The organism is Bifidobacterium sp. SKU (assembly GCF_026016405.1).
GTDB classification, from domain to species: domain Bacteria; phylum Actinomycetota; class Actinomycetes; order Actinomycetales; family Bifidobacteriaceae; genus Bifidobacterium; species Bifidobacterium bifidum.
Window position 1 is genome coordinate 1,582,953 of the sequence record NZ_CP092890.1, and the last position, 17,856, is coordinate 1,600,808.

The window sequence follows — 17,856 nt, forward strand, 5'->3', positions numbered from 1 at the left end:
CCGGCAAGCCCCCCCAGTCCGTCTGCAACGGACAGCCCCGCCAGCGGGGCCTGAAGAAAGGACACATCATGGGTCAGAAAGTCTTGGTCATCGGCTCGGGCGCACGCGAACACGCCATCGCGCACGCGCTGCTGCGCGGCGACAGCGTCAGCGAAGTCACCGTCGCCTCCGGCAACCCCGGCATGGAACTGGACGGCATCCGCACCACCCAAATCAACGAATCAAACCACGCCGCCTTCATCAGCTTCATGCAGCACAACCAGTACGACTGGGCGTTCGTCGGCCCTGAAGTCCCCCTGATCGAAGGACTCGTCGACGACTTCGCCGCGGCCGGCATCAAGGCCTTCGGCCCCAACAAGGCCGCCGCCCAGATCGAAGGCTCCAAAGACTTCGCCAAGCAGCTGATGGCCCGCCACAACATCCCCACCGCCCAATACCGCACCTTCGACAACCTCGAAGACTCCGTCGCCTACGTGCGCGAACACGGCGCCCCCATCGTCGTCAAGGCCGACGGACTCGCCGCCGGCAAGGGTGTCACCGTCGCCATGGACGTCGACACCGCCATCACCGCTCTCGACGATATCTTCATCGACCACCGCTTCGGCAAGGCCGGCGCCAAGGTCGTCATCGAAGACTTCCTCGAAGGCCAGGAATTCTCCCTCATGAGCTTCGTCCGCGGCACCGAATTCTGGCCCATGCCCATCTCCCAGGACCACAAGCGCGCCTACGACAACGACGAAGGACCCAACACCGGCGGCATGGGCGCCTACAGCCCCGTTCCCCAGATCGGCCAGGACGTCATCGACACCGCCATCGACACCATCGTGCGCCCCACCGTCGAAGCCATGGCCGCCGAAGGCACCCCCTTCACCGGCATCCTCTACGCCGGCCTCATCGCCACCGCCGACGGCCCCAAGGTCATCGAATTCAACGCCCGCTTCGGCGACCCCGAAACCGAAGTCGTCCTCCCCAAGCTCACCAGCGATCTCGGAGCAGCCATCAGCGCCATCCTCGACGGCGGCACCCCCGCCTTCACCTGGGACAGCGACAACGCCACCCTCGGCGTCGTCCTCGCCTCCAACGGCTACCCCGTCAACGTCATCAAGGGTGCCAAAATCCCCTCCATCCCCGTCGACGACGCCTCCCACGTCTACTACGCCGGCGTCTCCAACAGCGACCAAGGCCTCGTCGCCTCCTCCGGACGCGTCCTCCTCATCGAAACCACCGCCCCCGACCTCAAGTCCGCCCAAGACAAGGTCTACGCAATCATCGACAAGCTGGACACGGAGGGAATGTTTTACCGCCACGACATCGGTGCCAAAGCGCTGAAGTGAGTTGTGCGGCGCATCTGCTGCGTTGCGGAACGCTCGAAGTACCATCGTACGTCGTCGCATTCCGCGCCTTGCATCTGCACCACACAACTCACTTCAGGCGGTAAAAAGCCGTGTATGGCATGCCTATGAAATTGCCCCCGCTAGTAGCGGGGGCAATTGCTATTTTGTGAGGCCTTACGGCAGATCCATGAAGTCGGTGTCTTTCAGATAGTTTTTGCCGGCCGTGATGTCGTACTGGATGAGCTTGTAATCGGTCATCAGCTGCTTGGTCTGCTCGTCGAACTCGTCCTCGGCCATCGGGTTGCCCGCCGCGTCAAGATAGATATCCTGCCCCTCGGGGATGCGGTCCCATCCCTGGATCTTGTTGACCACCGGCGGCTCCATGGCGGAGACCTTCTTGTGCATGAGCGTCAGGAACGCCAGGTACGGCGACACCTTCGCGTTCATGTGCTCCGCAGTCTGCGCCACGAAATAGTTCGGCGACGAGTACACGCTGTTGTCGACCTTCTTGCCCTGCGAGCCGGACGCCTTGTTGGACCATATGAAATAATCCGTCAAATGCAGCGCCAGCGAATTGTTCGTATCCTGGCTGGCGGTTTCGTAGATGCCCGGCAGATGGTCGCCATAGAACACGACCGTCACCGGCTTGTCGAGCTTGTTGAGCTCATCGAGGAAGTTCTTCGTCTCCGTATCGGTGATGCTCGCGCCCTTCGCATACGTGTCGATGGCCGTCACTTCGTCGGAGCCGAGGGAATCGGCGCCGTCGGCCGCGGTGGCCTTGAACTCGTTGTCGGCATACCAGTCGTTGTACGGCATATGGTTCTGCATCGTGATGATCTGGATGAACTGGTTCGAATCGGTCGAGCTGATGTCCTCCAACGCGCTCTGATACGTGGCCTTGTCGGACACGTACGGGGAACGGTCGATCTTGCCCCGATGCTTGATGATGTCGTCGCCCTGCAGCGTGTAGAAATGCGCGAATCCGAACTTCTTGTAGTTCGTCGCGCGCGAATACATCGACGGCTCATACGGGTGGAAGGCGATGGAGTTCTTCGGAGCCCCCCACATCTGGTTGATCGTCGGCGTCCAATGCTGCCCCGGTACCAGCTGCTGGTACGGGCTGGTCAGAGACGAGTCGAAATTCGCCATGCTCAGGCCCGACAATCCCATATACTCCAGGTTCGCGGTGCCGCCACCGTATCCGGACGACAGCATCAGACCGCTGGTCGTGCCGGATTTGATGGCACGGACCTCCGGAATGGCGTCCTTGTTGAGCTTCACACCGGGTACGCGCGCGGGGTCTGAGAACGATTCAGACAGCACGTAGACCACCGTCGAATCGGTCATGTTCTTCGTGCGCGAGGCGTTGATCTTCTCGGCGGCGGCCTCGTACCTCTTGACGACCTCCTTCATCGTGGCCTCGCTGTAATCGCTCGGCTCATCCATGATCGTCGGGTTGAGCTGCCGGGTGAACGAGACCAGCGGACCGTTGCGCTGCGCGTCATACACGGAATCCCACATCGAAGGAGTGTCGCCCAGGGCCTTGGAAAAACCGTTCGCCCACGAGCCGACGGTGCTGACCTGGTCACAGTACAGGCCGAAGAACAACGACGGCAGCAGGAACACCATCAGACGGATTCCGGCGGCCAACCCCTTGTTGTCGAAACGGATCATGCGACCATGCCGGCCATCGACATGGTTGAGCACCACGAACAGTGCGACGAACACCAGGAACACCGCGAGTGCGCCGAGGATGATCCAATGGGCCCCCGGAGGGGTGAAACTCATCAGATTGCCGGTATTCGAGCCGAGGAAGCCCAGATCGGACGGCAGAATCGCCTCATAGCGTATGGACACCTTGAAATGCTCGATGACGCCCACGATGATGGCCACGGCCAGCAGCACCGGCGTGGCTATCCAGAACCGGTTGAACAGCATGAGCAGCGCCAGATACAGCGCGCCGATGAGCAGCAGGTTCAGCACGAACACGAAGTTGCCCTTGGTCCACATCTTCGACACGAAACCCCAGCCCACGACGGGACTGGACAGCTGCACGCGCGTGCCGGACTGGCTGACGCCCCACTGCAGCGCAGCGACCGCCGCCATGTCGAACACCACGAACAGGACACCGTACAGCCAGCCGGGGAACGGCTTATACTCACGGCGACCGCCGTTTCTGCCGCCTTTGCCGCCGTTCCTGCCGGAAGAGGAGTCGGCCCGCTTGATATCCAGCACCTCGATCTCGCCGGACGGACTGACGGCATTGGCCACGTTCGTACCGTCGTCGTTCTTGTCGTTTATTTCGTCGCTCATATACCCGCACTTCGTGTGATTCGCATGGCGCCATCCGACCCATGCCCAATTCGTTATCGGCCATATACACGTCATCATGGTTCTTCCGCCGCGTCACGCGCGGAAGGGAACGGCCATGCGCCGCCATGATGAATACCGAATGACATTCTAGTAAAGAAACGACGACAATGGTACATCACGTTCACTGATATTTCCCTGAATCTCCCCGTATGAGACCAGTCTGAGACCCGTATGGGCCACTCGCCGCCCGTTGGAATCCGCGCGGAAGAGCCCCGCATGATCCGCATAAGTGGGCCCCGCATACAGCATCGGGCAATATCATCCCTGAGACGGACGAAAGGCGCCGGGTCATACCGGGTAACATCGACCGATGACACTTACAAGGGGGATGATCGCATGGAATCGTTGCCGAGTTGGGTGACGAGGTTGCTACATATACGACTCGTCTCAGGCCCGTTGCCAACCACGATATGGGTGATTGTCGGCGTGGGAGTGGCGATATTGCTGCTGTGGCAGGTCTTCAGGAGCGATCGGTCCAAGCTGGCGAGGCAGGTGCCCATCATGCTTGTCTGCGGTGGCTTCGGCCTGCTGGTCATGTGGCTGCTTTCCGAAAAATTCATGGTATTCGGCGTATCGCTGGGCTGGCCCGTCATCATGGCTGCGGCCGCGTGCTGCGCGCTGTTGGGACTGCTGGTGACGACCATCGTGCACGCCCGGCGCGCCCGGCGCCTGATGGCCGCGGTGCTCATCCCATTCGTGCTGGTCTCCACCGCGCTCCGTATCGACTCGATTTACGGGGAGTATCAGACCATCGGCTCGCTGATCGGCTATTCGTCATATCATCCGCTCAGCACGTCGCACATGCAGAAGGGGACCCTGACCGTCGATGAATGGCTGCGCGAGGTGCTCGATGGCAAACTGCCGCCCGCCGCCGCGCACGGCAAGGTCTATTCGGTGGACATATCCAACACAGCCTCCGGATTCCGCGCGCGTACCGCGGCCGTCTACATGCCGCCAGCCGCCCTGAGCGACACACCGCCAGAGCTGCCGGTACTCGTCATGCTCGCCGGGCAGCCAGGCAATCCGGACCGCGTGTTCTCGGCCAGCGGCATCGCCGCGATCCTGGACCAGTATGCGAAGGCGCATCACGGTCTGGCGCCCATCGTCATCTCGCCCGACCAGAACGGCGACAACACGGTGAACAGCCTGTGCGCCGACACGACCAAGGTCGGACGCGCGGAGACGTATCTGACCGTCGACGTGCCACGGTGGATCAAAGCGCATCTGCCCGTGTCCCGGCAGGCGCGGGATTGGGCGATCGGCGGGTTCTCGCAGGGTGGCACGTGTGCCACCCAGTTGGGACCGCGGCACCCGGACATATTCGGCTCCATCATCGCCGTGGACGGCGAGCTGAAGCCCACCGCCGGATCCGTGGAGCATATGGTCGCCGAATATTTCAACGGCGACCGCAGCGCCTATGAGGCTCAAGTGCCGGCCAACGCCATCGCCGACCACGCGCCTTCCAACCAGATCATGATTCTGGGGGCGGGCAAGCGCGACGCGAGATCCATAAAAAATGTCATCGTCAACGGCCAGGCCGGTGTCAAGGCCGGCATGCACGTCGTGAAGATCGTCGTGCCTGACACCGGCCATGACTGGCATTCCGTCAACGCGACATTGGAGGCGGCCGTCCCCTGGCTGTGTGCGCACCGCTGGGGTCTGGGCGAAACGGGCCTGACATGGTCCGACTATCCGAGAATTGAGGTTCTGCAATGAGCGACACGCAAGTCGAACCGGAGAGCGGCAAAGAAAGCCGCCGCAAATGCCGTACCCACGGCAGGATGCATGCCTTGGTGCAGGACGTGAGCGTCTGGATTCACGGGCATCGCCTCGCAGTGACGTTGTCCTGCACGTTCGCGGGTCTCAACATCGCCATGTGGATCGGCTTCGCGCTGGCCGGCCATCCACTGCCTCTGCGCAGCCTGCGCACCAGCCTGCAGGAGTTCAACCTGCTGCATCTGCTGGCCACGCTGCTGCTGACACGCGGAATCCTGCAGCTGCTCGTCGACACGATCGCGCTGTTGGTGATGTTCTCCATCGCCGAGACGCTGCTGGGCCGCCGCCGCACCCTGACGGCGGCCTTCATCTGCACGCTCGCCGGGACGGCCCTGGGACTGCTGCTGTGCGGAGGCATCGCCCAACTGCTGCAGGGCACTCCGGTGGTGGGCCGCATCCGTTTCGCGCTCAGCCCGCTGACGCTGGGCGTGGGCGCGATGATGGCGGCCAGCGCGTTCACCCGCCGCCTGTGGAGGCGGCGCATCCGTCTGATCGGCTATGTGTCCATTATCATGGTTGTGATGTTCAGCGGTAATCCCGGTGACTACTGCCTGCTCGCGGCGGCGGGATGCGGCCATGTACTGGGCGCGCTGGCATCCAAGCGGAAGACCGTCCGACAGCTGGACGCCGCTTCGGCGGCGGATCCGCTGCACTGGCAGCTGAGCACGTCGTACGAGACCCGTCGCGTGTTCGCGGCCATCGCGCTGGTACTCACGCTCGGCCCGATCATCGCGATCTCCTCACCAACCCATATCGGCCCGTTGAGCTCATTGGGACTAATTATGAGCCCGGCCTCACCCGATGACGGCAAGCTCGCCTCCTGCCTTGCCGGCATGGCCCGCACCGGCTGCTTCTTCCAGTTCAATCTGCTGCGGGTGTCCATGCCTGGGGCGGTCCTGCGTTCCCTGCTGCCGACCGCGGTGATGCTCATCATGACCTGGGGCCTGTATCGTGGCAGGCGTCTCGCCGCGTGGGCGTTCATCATCGTCGGGCTGGGGGAATCCTGCATCGCGATGCTGTACTATTTCGTGGCGCCTCTGTCCCACGCGCCGCAGGGGTTGCGTTCCCTGCTGCTGCACGGCGCGATTCCGGCGAGCATCGCCAACGTGCTGTTGCCAATGGTGTTCGCCATCGCCGTCGCCTGCTCCATGCACCACTTCCCGATCCGCACGGACGCGGGGCGTCTGCGGCGAGGCAGCGCGGCGGTCGTCATCGCCCTGGCCGTCTGCATCGCGGCGTATCTGGGCTTCGGACTGTTGCGCCCCGGCGATTTCCGGCCTCCGGCGACATGGCATGGCCTGATGCATGAGCTGCCGTCACGGTTCATTCCCATCGGGTTCCTCAACCGCAGCAGGCCGTCGTTCCTGCCGCGCACCGTGGCCGCATCGGTGGTCGATCAGGCCGTGGGACTGGTCTTCTGGCTCGTGGTGCTGGTCGTCGCGGTCCGATGGATGCGTGAGATCCTGCTGGTCGACGGACGCGCCCGCGCCAACGCCGGCCGCCTGGTGGAGCTGGATGGCGAGTCGATGAGCTTCATGACCACGTGGGAGGGCAACCATTACTGGTTCTCCGCCACCGGACGGTCGGCCATGGCATACCGGGTGATCCACGGCATCGCGCTGACGACCACGGGCCCGTTCGGCGACCGTGGCGAATGGTCGTCCGACCTGCGCGAGTTCGCTCGGTTCAGCATGCAGCAGTCATGGTCGCCCGTGCTATACAGCGTGCATCGCGAGCAGCGCGACCAGCTTGCCGCCATGGGCTGGTATTCGCTGGAGGTCGGCAGCGAGATGGTGGTCGATCCCCGGCAATGGAAGACGACCGGCAAGAAATGGCAGGACATCCGCACCGCCATCAACAAGGCGAAACGTTCCGGTATCAGCGACGTGATGTCGACCTTCAACGAGGCCCCGAACGACATACGCGAACAGATCGAGGAGATCTCCGAGCAGTGGGCGCAGCTCAAGGCGCTGCCGGAGATGAAGTTCACGCTGGGCGGCGTCGAGGAGCTGCACGACCCGCGCGTGCGCATCCTGTACGCGATCGATGCCGAGGGGACGGTGCTAGGCGTGACCAGCTGGCTGCCGACGTGGCGCGACGGGCGCATCATCGGCTGGACGCTTGATTTCATGCGGCATCGCACCGACAGTCCGAACGGCATCATGGAGTTCCTGATCGCGCGCATGGCGGAGCGGCTGCGTGACGAGGGGCTGGAGCACCCCGAGTGCGCCGTCGAGTTCATGAGCCTGTCCGCCGCACCGCTGGCCGGCATGAACCCGCAGCGCGACAATGCCGACGAGACCGGACATATGGATACCGGCACCGTCATGCTGCAGCATGCGCTGCAGATCGTGGCGGATTGGATGGAACCCGCATACGGATTCCACTCGCTGTTCAATTTCAAACGCAAGTTCCAGCCGACCGAGGAGCCGGTGTACATCTGCTATCCCGATCCGGCCGTGCTGGCCCAAATCGGGCTGGCGGTCGTCCGCGCCTACGTGCCGTCCCTGACGGCGAAGGAGGCCATGGGCATGCTGCGCACACTGCAGCGGTAGCCGGTCATCCGGCCCTTCATGGGTTCCGGACAATCGCCGTGACGCGCCTGTGTGCACGGCAGGGTTGCCACGCATAAAAAACAACAATCGCAGGATTTCACCATCCCAACCGTCCTCCCCGGCAGCCCTGCGACGCATTTGGGCGTGTCTCCCATAAGACGCATGTTCGGCCGATGACGATGATCGTGTACCCGCCGCGTGAATCCGGATACGGTCGGCGTGTCCATCATCTTGCCCGTATATGCGTCCGGCGGGATTTCGCAGTTCCATCGCGGACGAGCTCAACTGTTACACGGGTCAAGCGTCACTGTGCGTGGGTACCGTCACCGTGCGTGCCCTCGCAGTGTGACTGCGTCACGGGAATCATTGGAAAATAAGGGTTTCTACCGCCCGCGTCACTGTGCGAGCCCTCGCACAGTGACGGTACCCACGCACAGTGACGGCCAGATCATCCATCAGACGAAACGGCATCCACATCGTGAAAATGACGCCATTCCAGCCCGGCCGAATCGGATGATTCGCTCCCCGGAGCCCGTCGCGAAGCAATCGGAGACTGCTCCGAAGAGCCCATCACGGAATGATGCCCCTCCATGCGCAGAAGCGACGAGGCCCCGCAAGGAGGCCCCGCCGTTGAAGGGGATATAGATAGAGATAGAATCAGCGCGCCGGCATCACGCCTTGGCGAACTGGTCGACGAGGGCGCTCATCCAATCGAGCAGGTTGGTGTATTCCTTCGGCATCTGCTCGGTGAGCTCGACGATCGGGACGTTGGCGCTCTTGGCGGCACCGGTGATCTGATCGGTGGTGGAGTTAGCTTCCTGCGTGTTGAATACCAGCATCTTGATGGAGCCGCCCTTGAGGGCGTCCTGGAACGCCTTGATGTCGGACGGGGTGGGCTCGCTCTCGTTGGCGGAGGCCTGCGCGTAGCCGGTCGGGGTGGCGTCCTTCATGTCCAGGTCGTCGGCGAGGTACCATGCGACGGATTCGGTCGCGGCGTACGGCACATCCTTGGTCTTGGCGGAGGCGTCCTTGATCTTGCTTTCCAGCTGATCCTCCTTGGCGTGCCATTCCTTATTGAGCTTGGCGTAGTCGTCCTTGTGGCTCGGGTCGGCCTTCTGATAGGCCGCGGTGATGGCGTCGGCGGTGTTGTTGCGCACCTTGGCGGAGAACCAGACGTGCGGGTTGTCGCCTTCCTTGATGCCGGCGGTTTCGGCTGCGGTGACCAACGTGGCCTTCGTCGCGGATGCGGCCTTGGACGCCCACGGATCGTAGTCGGCGCCGTTCACGACGGCGACCTTCGCGGTGCCGAACTTCGCGACGTCCTGGCTGGTGGGCTCGTAGTCGTGCGCCTCGACGTTGGTCTTCGTCATGATGTTGGTGACGTCGACATGGGAGCCGCCGAGGTCCTTGGCGACGGAGCCCCACTGGTTGATGCTGGCGACGACTTCGATGGTGCCGCTGCCGCCTTCTCCCCCGGCGGTCTTGTTGTCCTTGCTCGTTCCGCATGCCGCGACGGCCACCAGCATAGAGGCGGCCGCCACACCCGCGACGGCGCGCCTGATGATAGATGAAATCTGCATTTGTTATTCCGTTCCTCTCCGGATGATGACGGGCTTTCTCCCGTTCTTTCGGTTCACAGTATACACGTTATTGAGATTTATTATCATTATCGTTATCAAATGGGCGTGTCGCGCGGCCGATCACGCACCGACGGACGACTCGACTTCATACAGGCCGGCGATGTCGCACAGGTCCGCCTCATGGGCATCCTCGACCACCACGACGTCCCGTCTGGCCACGGCGCGGATGATGTCGCGGCACGCGCATTCGCCGTCGGCATCCACATGCCGCGACAGGCAGCCCCGGCCGACCACCGGCAGCTCAAGGACATGCGTCGCCTCCCGGATCAGGCGCGACACCACCGCGCCGGTCGACCGCTCGTCGAATACGCCATCCTCGTCACCCGTGCCATACACGCACAGACGGTCGTCGTCGAAGAACCGCTCCTCGAACTCGTCCAGACCGACCGCATTGACCACGGCCGCGACGCCCATGCCATCACCCCACGAATCAAGGCGCATCATGTCTTCGAGATACCGGGCGACCGGCGTCGCCTCCAGTCCCACCGGAAGACTCACCAGGAACACACGGGCCTGACCTCGCAGAGAGGCGAGCGTCCCGCCCGCGTCGTGCTTGACCGAGCAGCCCAGACAACAATCCGACAGATCGAAGATTTCCACGTCGCCCACCCCGACACCCCGCCCCACCGGGCGGCTGACACGCCTGACGATGCTCAGACCGGCATCCGCCTCGTCATTCGGGCGCACATCGTACGAGATCGCGCATACGGACGCATACGAGTCGGCCAGGGAGAACGCCACGGAGTCCAGACTCAGCCGGTCGGCGCCCGTCAGCAGCACCACCGCCATATCCGCGTTTCCCCGTGATTGCAATGTCGGATGAATCATGATCGCCTTTCTTTTTGATAATGATTATCATTATGATATATTGGCATCCATGTCCAAACAATGTCAAATTCTGGGCACGCGCGCCTCAACGGGCAACCGTGTATCCCACTCGCATAGGAAAACACGCCGACGCTTCAACCCGAACCTGCAGACCAAGCGGTACTGGGTTCCCTCGCTCGGCCGTCACGTCACGCTGACCGTCAGTGTCAAAGGAATGAAGACCACCGACCGCATCGGCATCGAAGCGGCCCTGGCACGCATCCGCCGCAACACGCCGGACCGTCTGGAACTGACGAAGTTCGACCCGGTCGTACGCAAGCGGGTCACATTCCGCGAGACCCGCTGAATCCGTTCCGACGACCCGCACGAACCGCGGCCGTCCGAGCGTCATCTCGGCACACAGCCATCATCAAGGAGCCTCAATGGCAAAGACCAGCAAAATCAACAAGCAACTGCAACGCGAGCAGATCGTCGCCAAATACGCGCAGCGACGGGCACAGTGCAAAAGGGACTCGGTCAACCCGCACCTGACCGCCGACGAACGCGCCGAGGCGATGCGCCGACTGCATGCGATCCCCCGCGACGCCAGCCCGACCAGGCTGCGCAACCGCGACAGCATCGACGGCCGACCGCGCGCCTTCAACCGTAAATTCGGACTGTCCCGTATCAACCTGAGGGAAAAGGCGCACCGCGGGGAGCTTCCCGGCGTGGTGAAGAGCAGCTGGTGATCCAGCGCGGCGCACCAACATCGCATCATCAGAAAGGCATCATCATATGAAAGACAACATCCATCCTCAATACGGGTACGTGGTATTCCGCGACCGGTCCACCGGAAAGGCGTTCCTCACGCGGTCCACGCTGGTCGCGAAGGCCGCGAGCCTGCCGACCATCGAATGGGAGGACGGCAACACCTATTCCCTGGTCAACGTGGAGGTGTCGAGCTACAGCCACCCGTTCCACACCGGCCGCAACGCCGTGCTCGACACGGCCGGCCAAGTGCAGAAATTCAACAAGCGCTACGGACGGAGCTGACAGGGCCGGCGAATGCCGGCATCCCAATGCGCGAACCACCCCCACCCGCTACGCGGAAGCCCCCGCTGGCGGGAGCTGGCTCGCGAAGCGGGACTGAGGGTGGTCGGCCGACCGGCGCAGCCCATACATCAACACTGCATAAACCCACCAACACTGCATAAACCCATCGAAAACACGAAACGGAGCAACGATATGAAGGTCAAATCGTCGATACGCTCGTTGGCACGCAAGGACGGCTCGTACGTCGTGCGCCGCCGCGGGCATCTTTATGTAATCAACAAGAAGAACCCCCACTGGAAAGCGAGGCAAGGCTGATGGCACTGCCGAAAGTCAGAACGTCGCGCGCGAACACGCATGCGCGCAGGTCACAATGGAAGGCTCAGACCGCGCAGCTGATCGCCGTGCACATGCCCGATGGCGAGGTGGTGCACGTGTCACACAGTCTGGTCAAGGCCGTGCGCAAGGGATACGTGAAGCCGCGGTAGACCCGCGACCCGATGCGTGATGGGTCAATCCACGCGAGCCAGCCGCCAAGACCAGTGACATGGCCTCAGCAGGGACTTATATGCAGGGTGCCGCTTCTCAAGACGAGAGGCGGCACCTTTGAACCATTATCACCGTGGTACGATATGGCGGCATCATCCCATACCGACAGCCCATGCCGGCAATTCAAGGAGCGTCATAATGTCATGGGGACATCACACCGGCACGGTTCATGACGGCACCGGACGGGGACACCACGCCGATGGCGGCAGTCCCATTGACGCCAACAGCGCCGATGGACGCGACCATTCGGCGCATTACCTTTTTCTCATCATCGGCACGCCGCTGGTGGCGTTCCTCATCGCCGCGTCCGCCATGTTCGAATCGCGCGGTCTGCCGATTCCACTGGTGCGCATCGGCACCGGCGCCGCCGGGCTCATATTGCAGACGATCCCGTTCATGCTGGTGGGCGCGATGATGTCGGCAGCGGTCAGCACATTCGTCAGCGCCGATGCGTTGGAGCGGCACGTGCCGAAATCGCTGGCCGGCGGACTGGCGATGGCGATGATCGGCGGGCTGTGCCTGCCGGTATGCGATTGCATGGTGGTGCCCACGTTCGCGAATCTGGTGCGCAAGCGGCTGCCGCTGCCGTACGCGACGGCGCTGCTGTGCGCGGCCCCGGTGATGAACCCGATGGCGATCTGGTCCACGTGGTTCGCGTTCACGGGCAGTCCATGGATGGTGGCGGCCCGCGTGGGTCTGGGCATGCTGGTGGCGAGCGCCGTGGGATTGTCGTTCGCCGTCCGCCCGTCCCGCTCCCCCGCCGTACGGGACCTTCCGCTGACGAGGGGCCGGACGACGGCCTGTGATGGCTGCACCGTACAACATGCGGGGCAGGATGGGCGTTCCCGCTTCGTGCACTTCCTCAGGCACACGCACGACGATGTCATGCGCATGATGCCGATTCTGCTGTCCGGCACGATTGCGGCATCCATCGTACGCACCGCGCTGTCCCCGCTGACCGACGACTCCGGCACGATCGACGGCATCGGTGCCGTGACGCTGATTGCGGCGGCGATGGCGATAGCCTTCCTCTGCTCGCTGTGCTCCACGTCCGATGCGGTGATCGCCGCGAGTATGACCGGCGTGTTGCCGGCTTCCGCCATGCTCGCTTTTCTGCTTTTCGGGCCGATGCTGGATCTCAAGAACACGTTGATGCTGGTCACGGAATGCCGTCCGCGGTTCATCATCCGCTTTGTAGTGACCGTCGCGGCGGCCTGCTTCCTGGTCGCCGTCGCCATCCATCTGACGACGGGAGCGTGATGCAATGACGAATACTCTGAACTTTCCCGGCTCCGACCGGCATGCCCCGGCGGCACGGCATGCTCCCGCGCTTCCCGACCGTATCGAGGCGATCTGTTTCGCGGCACTGGGCGCGGCCATCGTGTATTCGACTACGAGCGGCTCGTATATCACGCTCACCACGCCCCGATCGCTGCCGTATCTGATCGTCGGCGCGATACTGCTGTTCGCCCTGTCCGTCGCCGCGTGGCTCGGCGTGTTCCATGCCGACGAGCGATCCTCGTTTCGTTTCCTGGTCGCGCTCGTCATCCCCGCGCTGCTCATCGCCGTGCCGTTCCAACCCGGCAACGGCACCGGTTTCGACACGTACGCCGCAGGACGGGCCATCGCCATACGCCGGGACGCGCACAAGCCGGCGGGATTCGCTCATCTCCACGGGCTCGACGAGGAGCGCAAGACCATCACCATCAGCGATGACGAATTCGGCTCGTGGTTCTCCCACATCGACCACAATCCGCAGCGATACATCGGCTATCGGGTGCGTCTCACCGGTTTCGTCTACAAGCCGTCCACGCTCGGCGCCCATGAGTTCGAGCTGTCACGGCAATTCATGTCCTGTTGTATCCTCGATATGACGCCGTTCGGATTCACCACGCACTATGCGAAGACCGCGCACCTTCAGGAGCATGACTGGGTGAGCGTCGACGCGACGCTCGTACAAGGCACGTACGGCATCGCCGGGCATACGCGGCAGGGGCCGATGCTGAAGATCACGTCGCTGCACACCGCCAAAGCCGCGCCCACCGGCTATTTCTACTGGCAGTGACCGTGCTTTCGGCGGCAATCCCCGCCACCGAAAGCACGGTCGGCTTTTGCTGCGGCTGCTGCGTCACCGGTGACTGCTACGACGACTCCGACTGCGAGCACGGCTCCACCGAGGAGTGCGAGGGCAAGGCCTGCGTGCACACCTGCCACGAGAACCGCGAAAGTCACGAGTGCGCCTTCTGCCACCTCGCCTTCGACACCAGCGAGAAGTGCCACGAGGAAATCCTCGCCGACCTCAAGGAACTCAAGACCGAACTGGCCGCATGATATAGGCGAATGACGGCGAATGGCGGCACGGAGGGACCGAGTGGCATCCCTCCGCGCCGCCATTCGTCGTTATCGGCTCCTCCGCGCACGAGTGCCACGCCGCCGGACCACCCCAGTCAGCCCGCGGCCGACAGCCCTCCGCCAGCAGGGGCGAATCCGCGGAAAGGTCAGCGTTTTTCCTGACAATCGGGGCATAGGCCGAACACCTCAAGGGTATGCGACTCCACCGTGAACCCATGCCCGTCGGCCACCTTGCGCACCCAGGATTCGCTCGGCGGATCGATCTCGATCGTCTTGCCGCATTTGCGACACACCAGATGATGATGGTGGGCATCATCGCCGCACAGGCGGAACAGCTGCTGCCCATCCATGCGCACGGTATCCGCCGCTCCGGAATCCACCAGCGAGTTCAACTGCCGATACACTGTGGCGAGGCCGATGCGCAGTCCGGAATCCACCAGCTTGCGATGCAGCTCCTGCGCGGAAATGAAATCATCACAGCCGCGAAGCTGCGCCATCACGGCATCCTTCTGCTTCGTATGCCTCACCGGCCCGTTCGCCATCACACGCTCCTCAAGTATTATCATTTAACAACCATTAATGATAATAGCGCAATCCACGGCGACATGCGAGCACGCCGCACATACAACGAAACGAGGGGCGGACGCCGCAGCGTCACGCCCCTCGCTCCCGAACCGCCAAAACTACCGGAGACTACTTGAGGTCATCCCAGCAGCCGGTGGCCTCCAACGCCTCGACGGTCGCCGCAGTGTCATCCGTGAGCACGGTGATATGACCCATCTTGCGGTTATGACGCACCTGCGCCTTGCCGTAATCGTGCACGTTCCACTCGGGATGGTCGGCAATCAGCGCCCTCGTGGGCGCGACATGCTGGCCGAGCACGTTCACCATGACCGCCGGGCTGAGCAGCTTCGGCTGGATCAGCGGCCAGCCGGCGATGCCGCGGATGTGCGCGTCGAACTGATCGATCGAGCACGCCTCGATGGTGTAATGCCCCGAATTGTGCGGGCGCGGTGCCAGCTCGTTGACGACGACGCGACCGTCCTTGGTGATGAACAGCTCGATGGCGAGCGTGCCAGCCAGCTCGAAGCCGCGGGCCAGGGCCAGCGCCATCTCGTGAGCGGTGCGCGCGATCTCCGGGCTCACCTCGGCGGGGGCGATCGTCATATGCAGGATGTTGTTGCGGTGGTCGTTGCGCACGATCGGGAACGTGACGTAATCCTTGCCGTTGCCGGACACGAGAATCGACGCCTCGAACGCGAAATCGACGAACCCCTCCAGGATGGACGGTGGGAAGCCGCCGCCGCGGTCGCCGCGGGCGCGAATCTTCTCCAGGTCGCTGTCATTGCGCAGCACATGCTGGCCGTGCCCGTCGTATCCGCCGGAGCGGGTCTTGAGCACGCACGGGTAATGCAGGTCATCGATGGCGGCGTCAAGCTCCTCGAAGGTGTTGACCTCACGCCAGGGTGCGGTCTCGATGCCGTGCCTGTTGATGAAGGTCTTCTCGTGGATGCGGTCCTGGGTAACGCGCAGCAGGTCGGTGCCCTGCGGGGCCGCGACCAGGTGACGCACCTCGTCGATGGATTCGGCGTCGACGTTCTCGAACTCATAGGTGAGCACGTCGGACTTCTCCGCCAGATCATGGATGGCGGTCTTGTCGTCGTACTCACCGACGACCTGGAAATCGGCCACCTGCGCGGTCGGACAGTCCGGCGTCGGGTCGAGTACGCCGATGCGGAAGCCCATGTACTTCGCGCTCAATGCCATCATGCGGCCGAGCTGTCCGCCGCCGATGATGCCGATGGTCGCTCCGGGCTGCAGCATCTTCACCGCGCCATGGGTCTCCTCAGACAAGCTGGGCATTGGATTCGGCCACCTTCTCCTTGAGAGCGTCACGGTATTCCTGCAGCGCGTCGGCGAGACGCTTGTCGGTCGTGCTCAGGATCTGCACCGCCAGCAGGCCGGCGTTCGTCGCGCCGGAATTGCCGACGGCGGTGGTCGCCACCGGAATGCCGCCGGGCATCTGCACGATGGACAGCAGCGAATCCCAGCCGGAGAGCGCATGCGAGCGCACCGGGACGCCGATCACCGGCAGCGTGGTCTGGGCGGCGACCATGCCGGGAAGGTGCGCGGCGCCGCCGGCACCGGCGATGATGACCTTGAGACCGTTGACACGGGCGCCGTGAGCGAATTCGGCCATCAGTTCGGGCGTGCGATGGGCGGAGATCACCTGCTTGACGTAGGGCACCTCGAACTGGTCGAGCATGTCGCAGGCGTGCTTCATCGTCTCCCAGTCGCTGGCCGATCCCATGATCACGGCGACTTCGGGCTTGCTGTCTGTCATAAGAAGAACCTCCTCTTGGATACCGTTACAACTGTACAATCCCCTATATCCTCACCACGACCTTGCCGAACACGTCGCCGGAAAGAACCTTGGCGAAGGCCGCGCGGGCGTCGGCGAGCCCGAACGTCGAGTCGATCACCGGGTGTATGTCGGCATGTTCCACGAAGCGCAGCAGGCGGGCGAAATCCTCGCGCGAGCCCATCGTGTTGCCCTGCACGCGGATGTCCTGGAAGAACACGCGGGTGAGTTCGGCGCCCGGCTGGTCGCCGGTGGTGGCACCGCAGATCGCAATCGTGCCACCGGGGCGCACGGAACGCACCGAATGCCCCCATGTGGCGGCGCCCACCGACTCGATGACGGCGTCGACCTTGCGCGGGAGGCGCACTCCGGCCTCGAACGCGGCGTCCGCGCCGAGGGCCAGTGCACGCTCGCGCTTGGTCTCGTCGCGCGAGGTGACGAACACCTCCAGCCCGGCGGCGTGGGCGAGCTGAATGGCAGCGGTCGACACGCCGCCGCCTGCTCCCTGAATCAGAATCGTGTCGCCCGGTTTGACGCCCGCCGAAGCGAACACCAGCGAGTAGGCGGTCAGCCAGCTGGTGCCGAGCGCGGCGGCCTCGTCGAGCGTCAGGTTCGCGGGCTTGGCGAACACGTTGGCGCTGGGCACCTGGGTCTTCGCGGCCATCGTGCCGGGGTACCGCTCGGAGAGGATCGTGCGCCGCTCCCCCGGCATCACGCCGGCCCCATCGGCGCCGATCACGGTGTACAGCACGACCTCGTCACCGGCCTTGAGCCCCTTGCGCACGGGAATGTCCTCGTCGAGCACGCCGGCGGCGTCGGTACCGAGGATCATCGGCGTGGCCTCCGCTGCGAGCCCCACGCCCTTGAGGCTCCAGATGTCATGATGGTTGACGGTCGCGGCCTTGACGGACACGGTGGACCAGAACGGGCGAGGCTGCGGCTCGGGCAGCTCCCCCACCTCCAGCGCGGCCAAGGGGTCGGCATTGTTGATCGTTGCGGCAAATACGGCCTTCATTGGCCCCTCCTTGTTCGGGGATATCCATCGTCGATACCATTCA

Annotated in this window: 18 protein-coding genes and 1 pseudogene; 12 read left to right on the forward strand and 7 right to left on the reverse strand. The window is 63.5% G+C overall.

Annotation, left to right across the window (positions count from 1 at the left end; translation table 11 throughout):
• The first annotated feature begins 68 nt into the window (after positions 1-68).
• On the forward strand, positions 69-1,334 hold the full coding sequence (gene purD, locus MMB49_RS06775) for a phosphoribosylamine--glycine ligase (protein WP_003813917.1): 1,266 nt from the start codon (positions 69-71) through the stop codon (positions 1,332-1,334).
• Between the two features lie 174 nt (positions 1,335-1,508).
• Here purD and MMB49_RS06780 read toward each other — a convergent pair whose 3' ends face one another.
• A complete protein-coding gene (locus tag MMB49_RS06780; protein WP_047270643.1) occupies positions 1,509-3,725 on the reverse strand; it encodes an LTA synthase family protein in 2,217 nt (738 codons plus the stop codon).
• A 318-nt stretch (positions 3,726-4,043) separates the two neighbouring features.
• Here MMB49_RS06780 and MMB49_RS06785 point away from each other — a divergent pair, with 318 nt between their 5' ends.
• Positions 4,044-5,423, forward strand: a complete 1,380-nt coding sequence (locus MMB49_RS06785; RefSeq protein WP_013363710.1) for an alpha/beta hydrolase — start codon at positions 4,044-4,046, stop codon at positions 5,421-5,423.
• Entirely contained in the window at positions 5,420-8,038 is a 2,619-nt protein-coding gene (locus MMB49_RS06790) for a bifunctional lysylphosphatidylglycerol flippase/synthetase MprF (protein WP_047270645.1), read from the forward strand. Before MMB49_RS06785 ends, MMB49_RS06790 begins: the two co-directional genes overlap by 4 nt.
• Positions 8,039-8,709: 671 nt before the next feature.
• On the opposite strand, the gene MMB49_RS06795 is transcribed toward MMB49_RS06790, so the two are convergent.
• Entirely contained in the window at positions 8,710-9,618 is a 909-nt protein-coding gene (locus tag MMB49_RS06795) for a metal ABC transporter solute-binding protein (protein ID WP_047270648.1), read from the reverse strand.
• A 120-nt stretch (positions 9,619-9,738) separates the two neighbouring features.
• The gene (locus MMB49_RS06800; RefSeq protein WP_047270649.1) at positions 9,739-10,506 is read right to left on the reverse strand and encodes a hypothetical protein; all 768 of its coding nucleotides are present in this window, start codon (positions 10,504-10,506) and stop codon (positions 9,739-9,741) included.
• Between the two features lie 49 nt (positions 10,507-10,555).
• Between MMB49_RS06800 and rpmB the strand changes: the two are divergent.
• From rpmB to MMB49_RS06845, 9 genes and pseudogenes are all read left to right on the forward strand, one after another.
• Positions 10,556-10,768: pseudogene (gene rpmB / locus MMB49_RS06805) on the forward strand (50S ribosomal protein L28); the annotation flags it as partial.
• A complete protein-coding gene (rpmG, locus tag MMB49_RS06810) occupies positions 10,766-10,852 on the forward strand; it encodes a 50S ribosomal protein L33 (RefSeq protein ID WP_373159293.1) in 87 nt (28 codons plus the stop codon). The pseudogene rpmB and the gene rpmG, both read left to right, overlap by 3 nt.
• 76 nt (positions 10,853-10,928) lie before the next feature.
• Positions 10,929-11,234, forward strand: coding sequence for a 30S ribosomal protein S14 (gene rpsN, locus MMB49_RS06815; RefSeq protein WP_003813933.1), 306 nt, complete (start codon positions 10,929-10,931; stop codon positions 11,232-11,234).
• A gap of 46 nt (positions 11,235-11,280) precedes the next feature.
• The gene (locus MMB49_RS06820; RefSeq protein WP_047270651.1) at positions 11,281-11,538 is read left to right on the forward strand and encodes a type B 50S ribosomal protein L31; all 258 of its coding nucleotides are present in this window, start codon (positions 11,281-11,283) and stop codon (positions 11,536-11,538) included.
• A 192-nt stretch (positions 11,539-11,730) separates the two neighbouring features.
• Positions 11,731-11,853 (forward strand): 50S ribosomal protein L36, encoded by a 123-nt coding sequence (locus MMB49_RS06825; RefSeq protein ID WP_003813936.1) that lies wholly within the window; start codon positions 11,731-11,733, stop codon positions 11,851-11,853.
• A complete protein-coding gene (gene rpmF, locus MMB49_RS06830; RefSeq protein ID WP_047270653.1) occupies positions 11,853-12,023 on the forward strand; it encodes a 50S ribosomal protein L32 in 171 nt (56 codons plus the stop codon). The genes MMB49_RS06825 and rpmF overlap by 1 nt, the downstream gene beginning before the upstream one ends.
• Before the next feature lie 199 nt (positions 12,024-12,222).
• Positions 12,223-13,344, forward strand: coding sequence for a permease (locus MMB49_RS06835; RefSeq protein WP_047270655.1), 1,122 nt, complete (start codon positions 12,223-12,225; stop codon positions 13,342-13,344).
• Positions 13,345-13,348: 4 nt separating this feature from the next.
• Positions 13,349-14,149, forward strand: coding sequence for a TIGR03943 family putative permease subunit (locus MMB49_RS06840; RefSeq protein WP_003813940.1), 801 nt, complete (start codon positions 13,349-13,351; stop codon positions 14,147-14,149).
• 2 nt (positions 14,150-14,151) lie between these two features.
• The gene (locus MMB49_RS06845; RefSeq protein ID WP_229941009.1) at positions 14,152-14,415 is read left to right on the forward strand and encodes a hypothetical protein; all 264 of its coding nucleotides are present in this window, start codon (positions 14,152-14,154) and stop codon (positions 14,413-14,415) included.
• A gap of 167 nt (positions 14,416-14,582) precedes the next feature.
• Here MMB49_RS06845 and MMB49_RS06850 read toward each other — a convergent pair whose 3' ends face one another.
• From MMB49_RS06850 to MMB49_RS06865, 4 genes are all read right to left on the reverse strand, one after another.
• The gene (locus MMB49_RS06850) at positions 14,583-14,978 is read right to left on the reverse strand and encodes a Fur family transcriptional regulator (protein WP_003815543.1); all 396 of its coding nucleotides are present in this window, start codon (positions 14,976-14,978) and stop codon (positions 14,583-14,585) included.
• Between the two features lie 151 nt (positions 14,979-15,129).
• Positions 15,130-16,299: a 5-(carboxyamino)imidazole ribonucleotide synthase gene (gene purK / locus MMB49_RS06855; protein WP_013363720.1), complete on the reverse strand. Its 1,170-nt coding sequence runs from the start codon at positions 16,297-16,299 to the stop codon at positions 15,130-15,132.
• The gene (gene purE, locus MMB49_RS06860) at positions 16,283-16,780 is read right to left on the reverse strand and encodes a 5-(carboxyamino)imidazole ribonucleotide mutase (protein WP_003813948.1); all 498 of its coding nucleotides are present in this window, start codon (positions 16,778-16,780) and stop codon (positions 16,283-16,285) included. The genes purK and purE overlap by 17 nt, the downstream gene beginning before the upstream one ends.
• Before the next feature lie 43 nt (positions 16,781-16,823).
• A complete protein-coding gene (locus tag MMB49_RS06865) occupies positions 16,824-17,813 on the reverse strand; it encodes a zinc-binding dehydrogenase (protein WP_047270659.1) in 990 nt (329 codons plus the stop codon).
• Positions 17,814-17,856 lie beyond the last annotated feature (43 nt).

Excerpts from the sequence above, each read along its gene's own strand:
- purD (WP_003813917.1), top strand. The coding sequence starts at position 69 with ATGGGTCAGAAAGTCTTGGTCATCGGCTCGGGCGCACGCGAACACGCC.
- MMB49_RS06820 (WP_047270651.1), top strand. The coding sequence starts at position 11,281 with ATGAAAGACAACATCCATCCTCAATACGGGTACGTGGTATTCCGCGAC.
- MMB49_RS06780 (WP_047270643.1), bottom strand. The coding sequence starts at position 3,725 with ATGATGACGTGTATATGGCCGATAACGAATTGGGCATGGGTCGGATGG.
- purE (WP_003813948.1), bottom strand. The coding sequence starts at position 16,780 with ATGACAGACAGCAAGCCCGAAGTCGCCGTGATCATGGGATCGGCCAGC.
- MMB49_RS06850 (WP_003815543.1), bottom strand. The coding sequence starts at position 14,978 with ATGGCGAACGGGCCGGTGAGGCATACGAAGCAGAAGGATGCCGTGATG.
- MMB49_RS06795 (WP_047270648.1), bottom strand. The coding sequence starts at position 9,618 with ATGCAGATTTCATCTATCATCAGGCGCGCCGTCGCGGGTGTGGCGGCC.
- MMB49_RS06785 (WP_013363710.1), top strand. The coding sequence starts at position 4,044 with ATGGAATCGTTGCCGAGTTGGGTGACGAGGTTGCTACATATACGACTC.
- MMB49_RS06825 (WP_003813936.1), top strand. The coding sequence starts at position 11,731 with ATGAAGGTCAAATCGTCGATACGCTCGTTGGCACGCAAGGACGGCTCG.
- purK (WP_013363720.1), bottom strand. The coding sequence starts at position 16,299 with ATGCCCAGCTTGTCTGAGGAGACCCATGGCGCGGTGAAGATGCTGCAG.
- MMB49_RS06865 (WP_047270659.1), bottom strand. The coding sequence starts at position 17,813 with ATGAAGGCCGTATTTGCCGCAACGATCAACAATGCCGACCCCTTGGCC.
- MMB49_RS06790 (WP_047270645.1), top strand. The coding sequence starts at position 5,420 with ATGAGCGACACGCAAGTCGAACCGGAGAGCGGCAAAGAAAGCCGCCGC.
- rpsN (WP_003813933.1), top strand. The coding sequence starts at position 10,929 with ATGGCAAAGACCAGCAAAATCAACAAGCAACTGCAACGCGAGCAGATC.
- MMB49_RS06835 (WP_047270655.1), top strand. The coding sequence starts at position 12,223 with ATGTCATGGGGACATCACACCGGCACGGTTCATGACGGCACCGGACGG.
- MMB49_RS06800 (WP_047270649.1), bottom strand. The coding sequence starts at position 10,506 with ATGATTCATCCGACATTGCAATCACGGGGAAACGCGGATATGGCGGTG.
- rpmF (WP_047270653.1), top strand. The coding sequence starts at position 11,853 with ATGGCACTGCCGAAAGTCAGAACGTCGCGCGCGAACACGCATGCGCGC.
- MMB49_RS06840 (WP_003813940.1), top strand. The coding sequence starts at position 13,349 with ATGACGAATACTCTGAACTTTCCCGGCTCCGACCGGCATGCCCCGGCG.